This window comes from Caballeronia humi (assembly GCF_001544475.1).
Taxonomy (GTDB): Bacteria; Pseudomonadota; Gammaproteobacteria; order Burkholderiales; family Burkholderiaceae; genus Caballeronia; species Caballeronia humi.
The window spans coordinates 335,417-350,456 of record NZ_FCNW02000001.1 but is presented as its reverse complement, the minus strand read 5'-3'; the positions used below and the strand labels follow the sequence as shown (position 1 = coordinate 350,456).

The following is a 15,040-nucleotide window of genomic DNA, read 5'->3' as shown; positions in this document are numbered from 1 at the left end:
GGGCTCAGTGGGACGAGCCCGGTTTCTTTTGGTCGACGCCCGGACCCGAGCGGCGGCGCGCCACCGGCTTGCCGGTGCGCGCGGGCGCGGCGGCCTGATTCGCCGAACGTGCGGGAACCGGCGCCTTGGCTTTCGCCCTGGCCGGCTGGACGATTTCGTCGACGGGGGAATCGTCGCCACGCTGCATCGCGAGGTAGTTCGCGGTTGCGGCAGCGGTGTCGCCGCCGTCCGGACGCCACACCTGACCGATCGCGAGCGACTGCAGCTTCTTCTTGCCGCCGTACCAAAGATTCACGAGACCGCGCGAGAAGAACACGGCCGAGAACATCGACGTCATGATGCCGATACAGTGCACGACCGCGAAACCGCGCACCGGCCCGGAGCCGAATGCGAGCAGCGCGAGGCCGGCGATCAGCGTGGTCACGTTCGAGTCGAGAATCGTCGCCCAGGCGTGCGAGAAGCCGTTCTGGATCGCGAGCTGCGGCGGCGCGCCGTTGCGCAGTTCCTCGCGGATCCGTTCGTTGATCAGCACGTTCGCGTCGATCGCCATACCGAGCGCGAGCGCGATAGCCGCGATGCCCGGCAGCGTCAACGTGGCCTGCAGCATCGACAGGATCGCGACGAGCAAGAGCAGGTTCACCGACAGCGAGAGCATCGAGATCAGGCCGAACAGCATGTAGTACGCGATCATGAAGACGGCGATCGCGGCGAAACCGTACACGACCGAATCGAAGCCCTTGCGGATATTGTCCGCGCCGAGGCTCGGGCCGATCGTGCGTTCCTCGATGATGTCCATCGGTGCCGCGAGCGAGCCGGCGCGCAGGAGCAGCGCGAGATCGGTGGCGGCTTGCGGTGTCGGCTGGCCGGTGATCTGGAAGCGGTCGCCGAGTTCCGACTGGATGGTCGCGACCGTCAGTACTTCGCCCTTGCCCTTTTCGAACAGCACCATCGCCATCGGCTTGCCGATGTTGTCGCGCGAGACGCTGCTGACCGCCCGCCCGCCCGCCGCGTCGAGACGAATGCTCACCGACGGACGCTGATGCTCGTCGAAGCTCGCCGAGGCGTCGATGATGCGGTCGCCAGTGAAGATCACCTGCTTGCGCAGCAGAACCGGCGTCGAATTGCCTTGCGTGAAGAGTTCGTCGCCCGGCGGCACTGGGTCGTTCGGACTCGGATGCGTATTGGTCGGGTCGGCGAGACGCGCTTCGAGCGTGGCTGTGCGGCCGATGATGTCCTTCGCCTTCGCCGTGTCCTGCACGCCCGGCAGTTCCACGACGATGCGGTCGCTGCCCTGCTGCTGGATCACCGGTTCCGCGACGCCGAGTTCGTTCACGCGGTTATGCAGCGTGGTGATGTTCTGCTTGAGCGCGCCGTCTTCGACGAGCTTTTGCGCCGCCGGCGTGAAGGTGCCGACCACCTGATAGCCGTCGCCGCCCTGACGCGTCGCCCATTGCAGTTCGCTCACGCCAATCGTGAGCACGCCGCGCGCGTTGTCCGCGACAGCCTGATCGGAGAAATTGACGACGACAGATTGCCCCGTGCGATTCACGCCGCCATCGCGGATGTTCTTGTCGCGCAGGAGGGCGCGGGCGTCGGCGGCGTCGGAGTCGAGCTTCTTGTTCAGCGCGCCGGCCATGTCCACTTGCAGGAGGAAGTGGACGCCGCCGCGCAAGTCGAGGCCGAGGTACATCGGCAGCGCGTGCAGCGCGGTGAGCCAGCGCGGCGACGCGGCCTGCAGGTTCAGCGCGACGATATAGACGGGGTCGGTCGGATCGCTGTTGAGCGATTTCTGCAGGAGGTCTTTCACGCGCAATTGCGTGTCGGTGTCCTTCAGGCGCACGCGGATGTTCGCGTTGGTCGACGTGTTGTCGAACGTCACTTCGTCCGGCTTCACCTGATTGGCGGCGAGCGTGCTCTCGACCTTATCGAGCGTGGACGAATCGAGCTTGACCGTTGCCTTGCCGCTCGACACCTGCACCGCCGGCGCTTCGCCGAAAAAATTGGGCAGCGTGTACACGAGGCCGATGACGAGCGCCACCAGCATCACGACATATTTCCAGAGGGGGTAACGATTCATGGGGATGGCCGAACGGGAAAGTTGGCTTGGAGGAGCGGGGGGCGTCCGGCGGTTGAACGCGACGAGCCGTCTGACTGTGCTGACGGCGGCTCGGGAGGGGCGAGGCCGCGCCGGACGCGAAAGAAACTGGCCTTACAGCGACTTGATCGTGCCCTTCGGGAGAATCGTCGTGACGGATGCCTTTTGCACGGTAATTTCGGTGCCTTCGGCGATTTCGACGCCGACATATGCGTCCGTCACCTTCGTCACCTTGCCGACGATGCCGCCGTTCGTCACCACTTCATCGCCCTTGGCCATCGCGGCGAGCATGTTGCGATGTTCCTTCTGGCGCTTCATTTGTGGGCGAATCATGATGAAGTACAGCACCGCGAACATGAGGATCAGCGGCAGGAACTGCATGACGCTGGATTCGATGCCACCCGTTGTTGTGCCCTGTGCAAAGGCATTTGAAATAAACGACACGTTGGTCTCTCCGTATTGACGACTGATTCAGAAAATTAGCCCGATATTCTACACCGGGCCAGGCCGCGACAGCGCCGGAAGCGCTTTGCGATCAAGCTGTTAACGCCATTTCGCGAATGGGTCCAGCGTTGCGGTGCCGGCTGATTGTAATGCGTTTGTAGGTTTCGCTAGTCGATGCCGCGCGCCCGGTTCTCGTGAAACTGCTTGCGGAACGTGTCGAACGTGTGATTTTCGATCGATTCGCGCACTTCGCTCATCAATTCCAGGTAGTAGTGCAGGTTGTGGATCGTGTTCAGTTGCGCGCCGAGAATCTCGCCGACGCGATGCAAATGATGCAGATAGCCGCGCGTGAAATTGGCGCAGGTGTAGCAGCCGCAGCTTTCGTCGAGCGGCTTGAGCGAATTCTTGTGCGTCGCGTTCCGGATTTTCACGTCGCCGAAGCGGGTAAACAGCCAGCCGTTGCGGGCGTTGCGCGTCGGCATCACGCAGTCGAACATGTCGACGCCCGCCGCCACGCCCGCCACGAGGTCTTCCGGCGTGCCGACGCCCATCAGGTAGTGCGGCTTGTCGGCGGGAAGCTTCGGGCCGATGTGGTTCAGGACGCGCATCATGTCTTCCTTCGGCTCGCCGACCGACAAACCGCCGATCGCCAGGCCGTGGAAGCCGATGTCAGCCAAACCCGCAAGCGATTCGTCGCGCAAATCCTCGAACATGCCGCCCTGCACGATGCCAAAAAGCGCGTTCGGATTGCCGAGGCGCGCGAATTCGTCGACGGAGCGCTTCGCCCAGCGCATCGACATGCGCATGGAATCGGCGGCGTCCTTGTGCGACGTCGGCACGCCGTTGGTCGCGTAGGGCGTGCATTCGTCGAACTGCATGACGATGTCGGAGTTCAGCACTTTCTGGATCTGCATCGAGATTTCGGGCGACAGGAACAGCTTGTCGCCGTTGATCGGCGACGCGAACGTGACGCCATCTTCGGTGATCTTGCGGAGATCGCCCAGCGAAAAGACCTGAAAACCGCCGGAATCAGTGAGGATCGGACGCTTCCAGTTCATGAACTGATGCAGCCCGCCGTGCGCGCCGATTGTCTCCAGACCGGGACGCAGCCACAAATGAAACGTGTTGCCGAGGATGATCTGCGCCCTGATTTCCTCGAGTTCGCGGGGCTGGATCGCCTTCACCGTGCCGTACGTGCCGACCGGCATGAAGATCGGCGTTTCGACCACGCCGTGATTCAGCGTGAGCCGTCCGCGACGCGCCTGGCCGTCGGTCGTGAGAAGGTCGAACTTGAGGCCGTTCGTGGGCGGATTATGACCATCGGTCATTGAGTGTGCTCCTGTGCCACCGGAAAACAGTCCGGCGCAAATGGGTGATAAAAGGTCAGCGCGCTTGCCGCGTGAGCAACATGGCGTCGCCGTAGCTGAAGAAGCGGTAGCGCTGGTCGATCGCGTGGCGATACGCCTCGCGGATCGTCTCCATGCCCGCGAACGCGGACACGAGCATCAGAAGCGTCGATTTCGGCAGGTGGAAGTTCGTCACCAGCCGGTCGACGACGCGGAATTCATAACCCGGCGTGATGAAGATGTCGGTTTCGGCGCTGGCCGCGGCGAGCGGCCGGCCGGCGTTCGCAGCGTCGCGCGCGGCGGCTTCGAGCGCGCGCATCGACGTCGTGCCGACCGCGATCACCCGATTTCCCCGCGCTTTCGTCGCGGCGATCTTGTCGACAAGCGATTGCGGCAGCGCGTACCACTCGCTGTGCATCTTGTGCTCGTCGATCTTCTCGACGCGCACCGGCTGGAACGTGCCCGCGCCGACGTGCAGCGTGAGCGTCGCCCGCTCGATACCGCGCGCGTCGAGCTTCGCGAAGAGCGCGTCGTCGAAATGCAGGCCCGCCGTCGGCGCGGCGACCGCGCCCGGATTGGCCGCGTACACCGTCTGGTAGCGCGTTTCGTCGTAGACGTCGGGATCGTGCTCGATGTACGGCGGCAGCGGCAGGCGGCCGTACTGTTCGATCAGCGTGAGGCAATCGGCGGGGAAATGCAGCGTGTAGAACGGCTCGACGCGCTCGCCGACCGTCACGTCGAACGCGTCAGCGAGTTTCAGGACCGTGCCCGGCGCCGGGCTTTTGCTCGCGCGGATCTGCGCGAGCGCGGTCGTCGGGCCGGTCAGGCGCTCGACCAGCACCTCGATGCGCCCGCCGCTGGCCTTCTGGCCGAGAAAGCGCGCCTTCAGGACTTTGGTATCGTTGAAGACGAGGAGATCGCCCGAGTCGATCAGATTCGGCAATTCGGCGAACTGGCGATCGGTGAGCGTGGCGGGCGACGTGCGGTTGTCGACCTCGAGCAGGCGGCTCGCGCTGCGCTCGGCAAGCGCTGTTTGCGCGATCAGCTCGGGCGGCAGATTAAAATCGAAATCGGAAAGCGTGAACATGGGAAGCGTGGATCGATGCGCGGTGGGTCGGGCGTCGCAGCCGGCGCCCGGTGCGCCGAATAGCCGACAAACTAGCCCGATATTGTACTTGCGAAGAGATTAGATGCCCTTGTCCGACCGCCGCCTGGCCTTGAGTCCCGATGCTCCCGACGCTCCCGGCGCGGCGGACGACGCCGTCACGCCCGCACCGAAGCCCGCCAAGCGGACAAAAACCGGCGGCGTCGAACCGGCGGAAGTGCCAAAAAAGCCCGCCGCGCTGCCGAAAACCGCCGACAAACTCGCGAAACTCGGCCTGAAAAGTGATATTGATCTCGCGCTGCACCTGCCGATGCGCTACGAGGACGAAACCACACTCATGCCAATCGGCGAGCTGATTCCCGGCGACAACGCGCAGACCGAAGGCATCGTGTTCGAGAACGAGATCGCGTACCGGCCGCGCCGTCAGTTGCTCGTGAAAATCCGTGACGACGCCGGCGACGAACTCACGCTGCGATTCCTCAATTTCTACGGCTCGCAGGTCAAGCAGATGGCGGTCGGCGTGCGGCTGCGCGTGCGCGGCGACGTGCGCGGCGGCTTTTTCGGGCTGGAGATGGTGCATCCGGCGCTGCGCCCCGTCGATGACGACACGCCGTTGCCGCAAGCGCTGACGCCGGTTTATCCGAGCACGGCGGGCGTGTCGCAGGCGTATTTGCGCAAGGCGATCGACAACGCGGTCGGACGCGTTTCGCTGCCGGAACTGTTGCCGGAGAAGATCGCGCGGACGTATTTGCAGCCGCTCAACGTGCCAGGCCTGCTCGACGCGGTGAAGACGCTCCACCACCCACGCGCCGATTCCGATGAACCCGCCCTCGTCGACGGTACGCATCCGGCGTGGACGCGCATCAAGTTCGAGGAATTGCTCGCGCAGCAGTTGTCGCTCAAGCGCGCGCACGAGGAGCGCCGCACACGCGCCGCGCCGGTCATGCCGCGCCGCTCTCTGCATGAACCGGACTCGCTCGTCGTGCGGTTTTTGGGGACGCTGCCGTTTCGGTTGACGGGCGCGCAGGAGCGCGTCTGCGCGGAAATCGCGGCCGAACTGACGCTGCCGCATCCGATGCAGCGCCTCTTGCAGGGCGATGTCGGCAGCGGCAAGACGGTCGTCGCGGCGCTCGCAGCGGCGCAGGCCATCGACGCCGGCTATCAGGCCGCGCTGATGGCGCCGACCGAAATTCTCGCCGAGCAGCACGCCCGCAAGTTGCGCGGCTGGCTGGAGCCGCTCGGCGTGACGGTCGCGTGGCTCGCCGGCAGTCTGAAGACGAGGGAGAAGCGCGCCGCGCTTGAGGCGGCGGCATCGGGCGTCGCGCAGCTCGTGATCGGCACGCACGCGATCATCCAGGACGCGGTGGAATTCGCGCGGCTCGGGCTCGTGATCGTCGATGAACAGCATCGCTTCGGCGTCGCGCAGCGGCTCGCGCTGCGGGCGAAGGCGCAGAACGCCGCCGACGGCGCGCGCGATTTCCAGCCGCACCAGTTGATGATGTCCGCGACGCCGATCCCGCGCACGCTCGCGATGACCTACTACGCCGACCTGGACGTCTCCACCATCGACGAACTGCCTCCTGGCCGCACGCCGATCCTGACGAAGCTCGTCTCCGACGCCCGCCGCGAGGAGGTGATCGGCCGCGTGCGCGAAGCGGCGCTGACCGGGCGGCAGGTGTACTGGGTCTGTCCACTGATCGAGGAAAGCGAGACGCTGCAATTGCAAACGGCCGTCGAAACCTACGAAACGCTTGCCACGACACTGCCGGAATTGCGCGTCGGACTGGTTCACGGGCGGCTTCCGCCAGCGGAAAAAGCCGCCGTCATGGACGCTTTCACGCGCAACGAAGTGCAACTGCTCGTCGCGACGACGGTGATCGAAGTCGGCGTGGACGTGCCGAACGCGTCGCTGATGGTGATCGAGCATGCCGAGCGCTTCGGGCTCGCGCAGTTGCACCAGTTGCGCGGGCGCGTCGGGCGGGGGAGCGCGGCGTCGGTGTGCGTGCTGATGTACGCGGGGCCGCTCTCGCAGACGGCGCGCGCGCGCCTGCAAACGATGCGCGAAACCACCGACGGCTTCGAAATCGCGCGGCGCGATCTCGAAATCCGTGGTCCCGGCGAGTTTCTGGGCGCACGCCAGTCGGGCGAGGCAATGCTGCGCTTCGCGAGTCTCGAAAACGATGCCTGGCTGATCGAGCCCGCGCGCGCGGCCGCCGATCACATGCTCAGGGAATTTCCGGACGCCGTGACGCGTCATCTGTTGCGCTGGCTAGGCGCGCGCGAACAATACCTGAAGGCCTAAGGGTTTTGAACTTGGGACGCGCGCCTCGGTCCCTAATTCAGCGACGCGGCGCGCGCGGGCATTCAGTTGGCGAATTTCCGTCGCGGGTGTATAAGTCGAACCTATCGAATTCACGTCTTTCATTGGCCCCAATGACGCTTACTGAACTGAAGTACATCGTCGCGGTGGCGCGCGAACGGCACTTTGGCCGCGCTGCCGAGGCCTGTTTCGTGAGCCAGCCGACGCTGTCGGTTGCAATCAAGAAGCTCGAAGACGAGCTCAATGTGCAGATTTTCGAGCGCGGCACGAGCGAAGTCAGCGTCACGCCGATCGGCGAGCAGATCGTCACGCAGGCGCAGCGCGTGCTCGAACAGACGCTCGCCATCAAGGAAATCGCCAAGCAGGGCAAGGACCCGCTGATCGGGCCGCTGCGCCTCGGTGTGATCTATACGATCGGGCCCTATCTGCTGCCGACGCTCGTCAAGCAGATGATCAAGGCCGTTCCGCAGATGCCGCTGATGCTGCAGGAAAACTACACGCTGAAGCTGATCGAGTTGCTGAAGCAGGGCGAAATCGACGTCGCGATCATGGCGTTGCCGTTTCCCGAAACCGGGCTGATGGTGCGCGCACTGTACGACGAGCCGTTCGTCGTCGCGATGCCGTCGGGGCATGCGTGGGAAAACCGCAGCAAGATCGATCCCGAGGATCTCAAGCTGGAAACGATGTTGTTGCTCGGCAGCGGGCATTGTTTCCGCGATCACGTGCTCGGCGTGTGTCCCGAACTGATGCGCTTTTCGCAGAACGCCGACGGCATTCAGAAGACGTTCGAGGGCTCATCGCTGGAGACGATCCGGCATATGGTCGCGAGCGGCGTCGGAATTACGGTGCTGCCGCGCATGTCGGTGCATGAAGTGAAGCCGCACGCTGGCGGCATCGATGCGGGCCTGCTCAGCTATGTGCCCTTCGACGAACCGGTGCCGGATCGCCGCGTCGTGCTGGCGTGGCGCAAGAGCTTCACGCGGATGCCCGCGATCGACGCCATCTCCGACGCCATCGCCGCCTGCGATCTGCCGGGCGTCAACAAGCTCGACATGCCGGTCGCTGTTAACTAAAGCAGTACGCCGCGTCCGGTCCGGGCGCGGTTCCTCGTCCCTTCCTTTTTTCTTGTCGGTCCATCAACGCTGCTCTTCCCGCTATCGAATAGATAAGAATTATCGAATTAGAATTGCGAATAGGTTTTGTTAAGCTTGGTTCCGGGACAAAACCGGAGAGACCTCGTGACGCACATCGCCCGTATCGCTGCTCGATCTCTGTGCGAGACGCGCTGCGTCTTCGCCCGCGTGCTGGCGGATTTCGCCGGCGTTTGCTGAAGCGCTCTCCGTTCCGATTCCTTCGATAAAAACCTGGAGCCCACGATGACCACACGTACTCTCACCACGGCCGCCGGCGCACCCGTCGGCGACAATCAGAACTCGCAAACCGCTGGCTCGCGCGGGCCCGTCACGCTGCAGGACTTCTGGCTGATCGAAAAGCTCGCGCACTTCGATCGCGAAGTGATTCCCGAGCGGCGCGTTCACGCGAAGGGCTCGGGCGCGTTCGGCACGCTGAAGGTCACGCACGACATCTCGCGCTATACGAAAGCGAAGGTCTTCGCGCAGGTCGGCAAGGAAACGCCGCTCTTCATGCGCTTCTCGACGGTTGCGGGCGAACGCGGCGCCGCCGACGCCGAGCGCGACGTGCGCGGCTTCTCGATCAAGTTTTACACCGAGGAAGGCAACTGGGACGTGGTCGGCAACAACACGCCGATCTTCTTCATCCGCGATCCGCTCAAATTCCCCGACTTCATCCACACGCAAAAGCGCGATCCGTATACGAACCTGCGCAGCAATGTAGCGGCGTGGGATTTCTGGTCGCGTCACCCGGAGTCGTTGCATCAGGTGACGATTCTGATGAGCGATCGCGGCATTCCGAAGAGTTATCGGCAGATGCACGGCTTCGGATCGCACACGTTCTCGTTCATCAACGCGGACAACGAGCGCTTCTACGTGAAGTTCCACTTCAAGTCCCAGCAGCCGCTCGAAAACTACACCGACGCGGAAGCCGCCGCCGTCGTTGCGCGCGATCGCGAAAGCGCGCAGCGCGATCTGGTCGATAACATCGATCGTGGGAATTTTCCGAAGTGGAATTTCCGCATCCAGGTGATGTCCGAAGCCGATGCCGCGACTTATCACCTCAACCCGTTCGACATCACCAAAGTGTGGCCGCACAAGGATTACCCGCTGATCGATGTCGGCACCATCGAACTGAATCGCAACGCGGCGAACTATTTCGCGGATGTCGAGCAGGCGGCGTTTTCGCCGGCGAACGTGGTGCCGGGGATCGGCTTCTCGCCAGACCGGCTGTTGCAGGGGCGGTTGTTTTCCTACGGCGACACGCAGCGCTATCGTCTTGGCATCAATCACCATCAGATTCCGGTGAACGCGCCGCGCGTGCCGGTGAGCCACGCGTTTCATCGCGACGGCGCGATGCGTACCGACGGCAATCACGGCGGCCGCGTGAACTACGAGCCGAACCGTTTCGGCGACTACGCGCAGGACGCGAGCGTCAACGAGCCGCCGCTCGCGGCGGGCGCGATCGCGCGCTACGACCACCGTGAAGACGGCGACTATTACAGCCAGCCGGGCGCGCTGTTCCGCCTGTTCGACGATGCGCAGCGTCAGCGGTTTTTCGGCAACATCGCGCGGCACATTTATGGCGTGCCGGACGATATCGTCGCGCGTCAGATCGAGCATTTCCGTCGCGCCGATCCGGCTTATGCGGAAGGTGTCGTGAAGGCTTTGGCTGCGCTCGGACAGCAGCTCGAAGCGGCAACGGCGTAAGCCAGGGAGAAACACGATGACGACGATCGAACGGGCCATCAACAGCATCGACATGAAGAGCCGCACGGCGTCGCGCGGCGTGCGCATCGCGATCGCGTTCGGGATGGTCGCGGCGGGTTATGGGGCGATCGTCGTCGAGGCATTGCGTGCGGGCGGCGTGGGCGTATTTGCTTGACGCGGGTGCGTCCGAAAGGCGCACCGCGACAGGCCGCGCGGCCTTGCCAGGCAACGAAGCGCGCAACGTTTCTAAGATAAACTGTCGAACGCTCGAACGGCCGCGTGGGGCATGTTGCCCGAAAGCGCGGCGCGTTCGCTCCGTTCGTATCACTCTCTCAAGGGGGCATCATGGCGAAGAAAGGCACTGCACCGGCTGTCAACATCGGTATCAGCGACAAGGACCGCAAGAAGATCGCCGACGGTCTTTCGCGACTGCTCGCGGACACTTACACGCTGTATCTGAAGACGCACAATTTCCACTGGAACGTCACGGGGCCGTTGTTCAACACCCTGCACCTGATGTTCGAGACGCAATACAACGAACTGGCGCTGGCCGTCGATTCGATCGCGGAACGCATTCGCGCGCTCGGCGTGCATGCGCCGGGCAGCTATCGCGAGTTTTCGAAGCTGTCGTCGATTCCTGAAGCCGATGGCGTGCCGGCCGCGGAAGAGATGATTCGCCAGTTGGTGGAAGGGCAGGAAGCGGTGGTGCGCACGGCCCGCGAAATCTTCCCGGCGACCGAAGCCGCGAACGACGAACCGACCGCCGATTTGCTCACGCAACGCATGCAGACGCATGAGAAAACCGCGTGGATGCTGCGGGCGATGCTGGCTTGATGGATTTGCGGATTGATTTGAGAAACCCCCGTGCTTGAAAAGTGCGGGGGTTTTTGTTTGGGATTGAAGTTGCAAAAACTCCGACTTGTGTCTGAAACAGGAGGCCATGCCGTCGGCGACCATCGCGTCGAGGGAACGTTTGACTATCCCCGCAAGCATCGGAAGCGGGCGCAGTCGATGTCATTCAAATGGTGTTGAAGAAACCCGGACGGTCGTGCAACGGGACTGTCGCCGCGCTGCACTAAAATACCCCATCGCCCCTATCGATCCCAGTCCATGCTCGCCCGCCTTCCGCTCTACCTGCGCCTCGTGCGCCTCGACAAGCCCATCGGCAGCCTGCTGCTGCTCTGGCCGACGCTCAACGCGCTGTGGATCGCATCGAACGGCCGTCCGTCGCCGATGCTGCTCGTCATCTTCGTGATCGGCACGATCCTGATGCGCTCCGCCGGCTGCGCGATCAACGATTACGCCGACCGCGATTTCGACCGTCACGTGAAGCGCACCGAAAACCGTCCGTTGACCTCAGGCAAGATCCAGGCATGGGAGGCGATCGCGCTGGCAGCGGCGCTCTCGCTCATCGCGTTCCTGCTGATCCTGCCGCTCAATACGCTGACGAAGGAACTCTCGGTGTTCGCGCTCTTCGTCGCGGGCACGTATCCGTTCACGAAGCGCTTTTTCGCGATTCCGCAGGCGTATCTCGGGATTGCGTTCGGCTTCGGCATCCCGATGGCGTTCGCCGCCGTGCAGGACCACGTGCCAATGCTCGCGTGGATCATGTTGGCCGCGAACGTGTTCTGGTCGGTCGCCTACGACACCGAATACGCGATGGTCGATCGCGACGACGACATCAAGATCGGCATCCGCACGTCGGCGCTGACTTTCGGCCGATATGACGTGCTCGCCGTGATGCTCTGCTACGCGGTGACGCTCGCGATCTACGTGGGGATCGGGATCGCTTTGGGCTTCGGATGGCTGTACTGGCTCGGCTGGGCGGCGGCGGCGGGGTGCGCGGTCTACCATTACGCGCTGATTCGCAACCGCGAGCGCATGCCGTGCTTCGCGGCGTTCAAGCACAATAACTGGCTCGGCGGCGCGCTGTTCGCGGGGATCGCGTTGCATTACGCGATGGCGCCTTAAGCCTCCCGCAGCCACTTTCTCTTGCTAAAAAGCCGTTCCGGTCTCACGACCGAAACGGCTTTTTCATGCGCGTCGAATCATCAAAGATTAACCCGCCCCCAACTCATCACCCATTTCCTTCGCCCTGGCATCCGCCGCGAGCGCACCGCGCACGATCGCGTCCTTCACCCCTGAAGCATCGAACGATGCAAGCGCCGCCGCCGTTGTCCCGCCCTTCGACGTCACGCGCTGACGCAGCACGCTCGCCGGCTCACCCGACTGCGCCGCGAGCTGCGCCGCGCCCGTAAATGTCGCGACGGCGAGCGCGCGGCCTTGCTCTTCGTCCATGCCGAGCTGGCGCGCCGCTTCCTGCATCGCTTCGATGAAATAGAACACGTACGCCGGCCCGCTGCCCGAGATCGCGGTGACGGCGTCGATCTTCGCTTCGTCGTCGAACCAGACGGCCGCGCCGACCGCCTCCAGAACCTTCGACGCCAGGGCCTTCGCCGCATCATCGACGCCCGGCAGCGCCGCGAGCCCCGTCACGCCCATGCCGATCAGCGCGGGTGTGTTCGGCATCGTCCGAACGATGCGCGCGTAGCCGTCAAGCCAGCGCGACAGGTCGCTGGCACGGATGCCGGCGGCGATGCTGATCACGAGTTGCGCCGACAAATGCGGCGCCAGCGCCTTCGCGACGTCTTTCAACACCTGCGGCTTGACCGCGAGCAGGATTGCATCGAACCGGCCAAGCGTCGCGTCGATCGCCGCGCCCGTCGCGATGCCGAACTGCTCTGCGGTGCGCGCGCGGGCTTCGTCGTTGATATCGATCGCGTACAGGTCCGCCGGCGCCACGCCGCGCTTGATCAGGCCGCCGATGAGCGCCGCGGCCATGTTGCCGCCGCCGATGAATGCAATTTTCATGGTGAGTTTCGGAAGGTTCGGGAGAGAAGAGTCACTTCGAGTAATCGCGCGCGCCGAAGATTGCCGTGCCAATGCGCACCATCGTCGCGCCTTCGAGCACGGCCGCCTCCAGATCCGCCGACATGCCGATCGACAGCGTATCGAGGTCGAGGCCATCCGCGCGCAGTGTGTCCAGCAGCGCGCGCAGGCGGGCGTGCGGCACGCGCTGCTCGCCCTGCGTGGCGGCGGGTTCGGGGATCGCCATCAGTCCGCGCAGCCGCAAGCTGGGCAGGGCGGCGATCTTGTGCGCGAGCACGGCGGCTTCGTCCGGCTCGACGCCGCTCTTCGACGCCTCGCCGCTCACGTTCACCTGCAGGCACACGTTGAGCGCCGCCGCGCCTTCTGGACGCTGATCGGACAGCCGCTCGGCGATTTTCAGCCGGTCGACGGAATGCACCCAGTCGAAGTGTTCGGCGACGACTTTCGTCTTGTTCGATTGCAGCGGCCCGATGAAATGCCACTCGATCTCGCCGCGCAGCGCGCCGAGTTCCGTGATCTTCGCGACCGCTTCCTGCACGTAGTTTTCGCCAAACGCGCGCTGGCCGGCATCGAAGGCAGCGCGGACATCGCTGGCGGGGAAGGTCTTCGAGACGGCGAGCAGCTTGACCGAAGCGGGATCGCGTGAAGCGGCGGCGGCCGCCTGCGCGATGCGTTGCCTGACTGCGTCGAGATGAATGGCGATATCGGACATGGCGAATGCGGCGCGGTATGCAAACCGTCGATTATACGGACGCCCCCGCGACGCACGCGCTACCCGTAAAGCAAGTGTTCGAGCAGTTGAATCCAGTGCGTAACGGGCGTGGACGTGCCGCTCTGCAAGTGCGCGATGCAGCCGACATTCGCCGACACGATCAACTGCGCCTCCAGCTTTTCGAGCTTGTCGAGCTTCTGGTCGCGCAGCTTGTAAGAGAGCTTCGGCTGAAGCACCGAATACGTGCCGGCGGACCCGCAGCATAGATGGCTGTCGGCGGGCAGGCGCACTTCGATCCCGAGCGCGGTCAGCAACTGCTCGACTTGTCCGCGAATCTGCTGTCCGTGCTGCAGCGTGCACGGCGGATGAAACGCCACCGTATGCACGCCACGGCGGCGCGCGAGCGTCACGAGTTCTTCCTCGTATTGCGGCAGGATTTCGGCCAGGTCGCGCGTCAGATCGACGATGCGCCGTGCCCGCTCCGCGTAAGCCGGATCGTCGCGCAAGAGGTGCGCGTATTCCTTCACCGTCGCGCCGCAGCCGGACGCATTCATCACGATCGCCTCGACGCCGTCGTCAACGTACGGCCACCACGCGTCGATGTTGTTGCGCACGTCTTCGAGGGCGTCGTCGTTGTAGCCGAGGTGCAGGCGGATCGCGCCGCAGCAGCCCGCATCGGGCGCCGTCACGATCTCGATGCCGAGCGCATCGAAGACGCGCGCCGTCGCCGTGTTGACGTTCGGCATCATCGCGGGCTGCACGCAACCCGAGAGCATCAGCATCTTGCGTTCGTGCTTGCGCGTGGGCGCGGCGAGCGGCCTTTCGGCGAGTGGAATCTTCGCGCGCAGCTTCTTCGAGAGCAACGGCCGGAACTGCTGGCCGATCTTCATCGCAGGCGTGAAAAGCGTGCTGTTCGGCAGGAAGTTGGCGAGCAGTTTGCGCTGGAGACGCTGCCGCAGCGGCCGCTCGACCTTCTCCTCGACCACCTTGCGCCCGATCTCGACGAGCCTTCCGTACTGCACGCCCGACGGACACGTTGTTTCACAACTGCGGCACGTCAGGCAGCGGTCCAGATGCAGTTGCGTGCTGCGCGTGACGGGCGCGCCTTCGAGCATCTGCTTCATCAAATAGATGCGCCCGCGCGGGCCGTCGAGTTCGTCGCCGAGGAGCTGATAGGTCGGGCAGGTCGCCGTGCAAAAACCGCAGTGCACGCACTTTCGCAGGATGGCATCGGCTTCGTCGCCTTCGGGCGTACCGCGGATGAAATCGGCGAGATTGGTTTGCATCGC

At 64.1% G+C, this 15,040-nt stretch carries 13 protein-coding genes; 6 read left to right on the top strand and 7 right to left on the bottom strand.

What is annotated here, in order from left to right; all coding sequences use genetic code 11:
- Positions 1-4: 4 nt before the first annotated feature.
- The 4 genes from secD to queA all read right to left on the bottom strand — a co-directional run bounded on the left by secD (position 5) and on the right by queA (position 4,972).
- Entirely contained in the window at positions 5-2,077 is a 2,073-nt protein-coding gene (secD, locus tag AWB65_RS01655) for a protein translocase subunit SecD (protein WP_087665467.1), read from the bottom strand.
- 132 nt (positions 2,078-2,209) lie between these two features.
- Positions 2,210-2,539, bottom strand: coding sequence for a preprotein translocase subunit YajC (yajC, locus tag AWB65_RS01650; protein ID WP_087658314.1), 330 nt, complete (start codon positions 2,537-2,539; stop codon positions 2,210-2,212).
- Between the two features lie 167 nt (positions 2,540-2,706).
- Positions 2,707-3,867, bottom strand: coding sequence for a tRNA guanosine(34) transglycosylase Tgt (tgt, locus tag AWB65_RS01645; protein ID WP_087665466.1), 1,161 nt, complete (start codon positions 3,865-3,867; stop codon positions 2,707-2,709).
- Between the two features lie 55 nt (positions 3,868-3,922).
- Positions 3,923-4,972, bottom strand: coding sequence for a tRNA preQ1(34) S-adenosylmethionine ribosyltransferase-isomerase QueA (gene queA, locus AWB65_RS01640; protein ID WP_087665465.1), 1,050 nt, complete (start codon positions 4,970-4,972; stop codon positions 3,923-3,925).
- Positions 4,973-5,075: 103 nt separating this feature from the next.
- Between queA and recG the strand changes: the two genes are divergently transcribed.
- The 6 genes from recG (at position 5,076) to ubiA (ending at position 12,121) form a co-directional block, all read left to right on the top strand.
- Positions 5,076-7,292: an ATP-dependent DNA helicase RecG gene (recG, locus tag AWB65_RS01635; RefSeq protein ID WP_087665464.1), complete on the top strand. Its 2,217-nt coding sequence runs from the start codon at positions 5,076-5,078 to the stop codon at positions 7,290-7,292.
- A 131-nt stretch (positions 7,293-7,423) separates the two neighbouring features.
- A complete protein-coding gene (locus tag AWB65_RS01630) occupies positions 7,424-8,383 on the top strand; it encodes a hydrogen peroxide-inducible genes activator (RefSeq protein ID WP_087658318.1) in 960 nt (319 codons plus the stop codon).
- A 303-nt stretch (positions 8,384-8,686) separates the two neighbouring features.
- On the top strand, positions 8,687-10,150 hold the full coding sequence (locus AWB65_RS01625; RefSeq protein ID WP_087665463.1) for a catalase: 1,464 nt from the start codon (positions 8,687-8,689) through the stop codon (positions 10,148-10,150).
- Between the two features lie 16 nt (positions 10,151-10,166).
- The gene (locus AWB65_RS36230) at positions 10,167-10,325 is read left to right on the top strand and encodes a hypothetical protein (protein ID WP_159907488.1); all 159 of its coding nucleotides are present in this window, start codon (positions 10,167-10,169) and stop codon (positions 10,323-10,325) included.
- 170 nt (positions 10,326-10,495) lie between these two features.
- Positions 10,496-10,984 (top strand): Dps family protein, encoded by a 489-nt coding sequence (locus AWB65_RS01620; protein ID WP_087658320.1) that lies wholly within the window; start codon positions 10,496-10,498, stop codon positions 10,982-10,984.
- Positions 10,985-11,260: 276 nt separating this feature from the next.
- Positions 11,261-12,121, top strand: a complete 861-nt coding sequence (gene ubiA / locus AWB65_RS01615; protein ID WP_087665462.1) for a 4-hydroxybenzoate octaprenyltransferase — start codon at positions 11,261-11,263, stop codon at positions 12,119-12,121.
- 87 nt (positions 12,122-12,208) lie between these two features.
- On the opposite strand, the gene proC is transcribed toward ubiA, so the two are convergent.
- From proC to glcF, 3 genes are read right to left on the bottom strand one after another with little or no spacing between them, the layout of a single operon-like run.
- The gene (gene proC, locus AWB65_RS01610) at positions 12,209-13,021 is read right to left on the bottom strand and encodes a pyrroline-5-carboxylate reductase (protein WP_087665461.1); all 813 of its coding nucleotides are present in this window, start codon (positions 13,019-13,021) and stop codon (positions 12,209-12,211) included.
- A 31-nt stretch (positions 13,022-13,052) separates the two neighbouring features.
- Positions 13,053-13,751, bottom strand: a complete 699-nt coding sequence (locus AWB65_RS01605; RefSeq protein ID WP_087665460.1) for a YggS family pyridoxal phosphate-dependent enzyme — start codon at positions 13,749-13,751, stop codon at positions 13,053-13,055.
- 59 nt (positions 13,752-13,810) lie between these two features.
- Positions 13,811-15,037: a glycolate oxidase subunit GlcF gene (glcF, locus tag AWB65_RS01600; protein WP_087658325.1), complete on the bottom strand. Its 1,227-nt coding sequence runs from the start codon at positions 15,035-15,037 to the stop codon at positions 13,811-13,813.
- Between the last annotated feature and the right edge of the window lie 3 nt (positions 15,038-15,040).

Bases quoted from the DNA above. Each gene is read 5' to 3' on its own strand.
- secD (WP_087665467.1), bottom strand. From the start codon at position 2,077: ATGAATCGTTACCCCCTCTGGAAATATGTCGTGATGCTGGTGGCGCTC.
- tgt (WP_087665466.1), bottom strand. From the start codon at position 3,867: ATGACCGATGGTCATAATCCGCCCACGAACGGCCTCAAGTTCGACCTT.
- queA (WP_087665465.1), bottom strand. From the start codon at position 4,972: ATGTTCACGCTTTCCGATTTCGATTTTAATCTGCCGCCCGAGCTGATC.
- recG (WP_087665464.1), top strand. From the start codon at position 5,076: ATGCCCTTGTCCGACCGCCGCCTGGCCTTGAGTCCCGATGCTCCCGAC.
- AWB65_RS01630 (WP_087658318.1), top strand. From the start codon at position 7,424: ATGACGCTTACTGAACTGAAGTACATCGTCGCGGTGGCGCGCGAACGG.
- AWB65_RS01625 (WP_087665463.1), top strand. From the start codon at position 8,687: ATGACCACACGTACTCTCACCACGGCCGCCGGCGCACCCGTCGGCGAC.
- AWB65_RS36230 (WP_159907488.1), top strand. From the start codon at position 10,167: ATGACGACGATCGAACGGGCCATCAACAGCATCGACATGAAGAGCCGC.
- AWB65_RS01620 (WP_087658320.1), top strand. From the start codon at position 10,496: ATGGCGAAGAAAGGCACTGCACCGGCTGTCAACATCGGTATCAGCGAC.
- ubiA (WP_087665462.1), top strand. From the start codon at position 11,261: ATGCTCGCCCGCCTTCCGCTCTACCTGCGCCTCGTGCGCCTCGACAAG.
- proC (WP_087665461.1), bottom strand. From the start codon at position 13,021: ATGAAAATTGCATTCATCGGCGGCGGCAACATGGCCGCGGCGCTCATC.
- AWB65_RS01605 (WP_087665460.1), bottom strand. From the start codon at position 13,751: ATGTCCGATATCGCCATTCATCTCGACGCAGTCAGGCAACGCATCGCG.
- glcF (WP_087658325.1), bottom strand. From the start codon at position 15,037: ATGCAAACCAATCTCGCCGATTTCATCCGCGGTACGCCCGAAGGCGAC.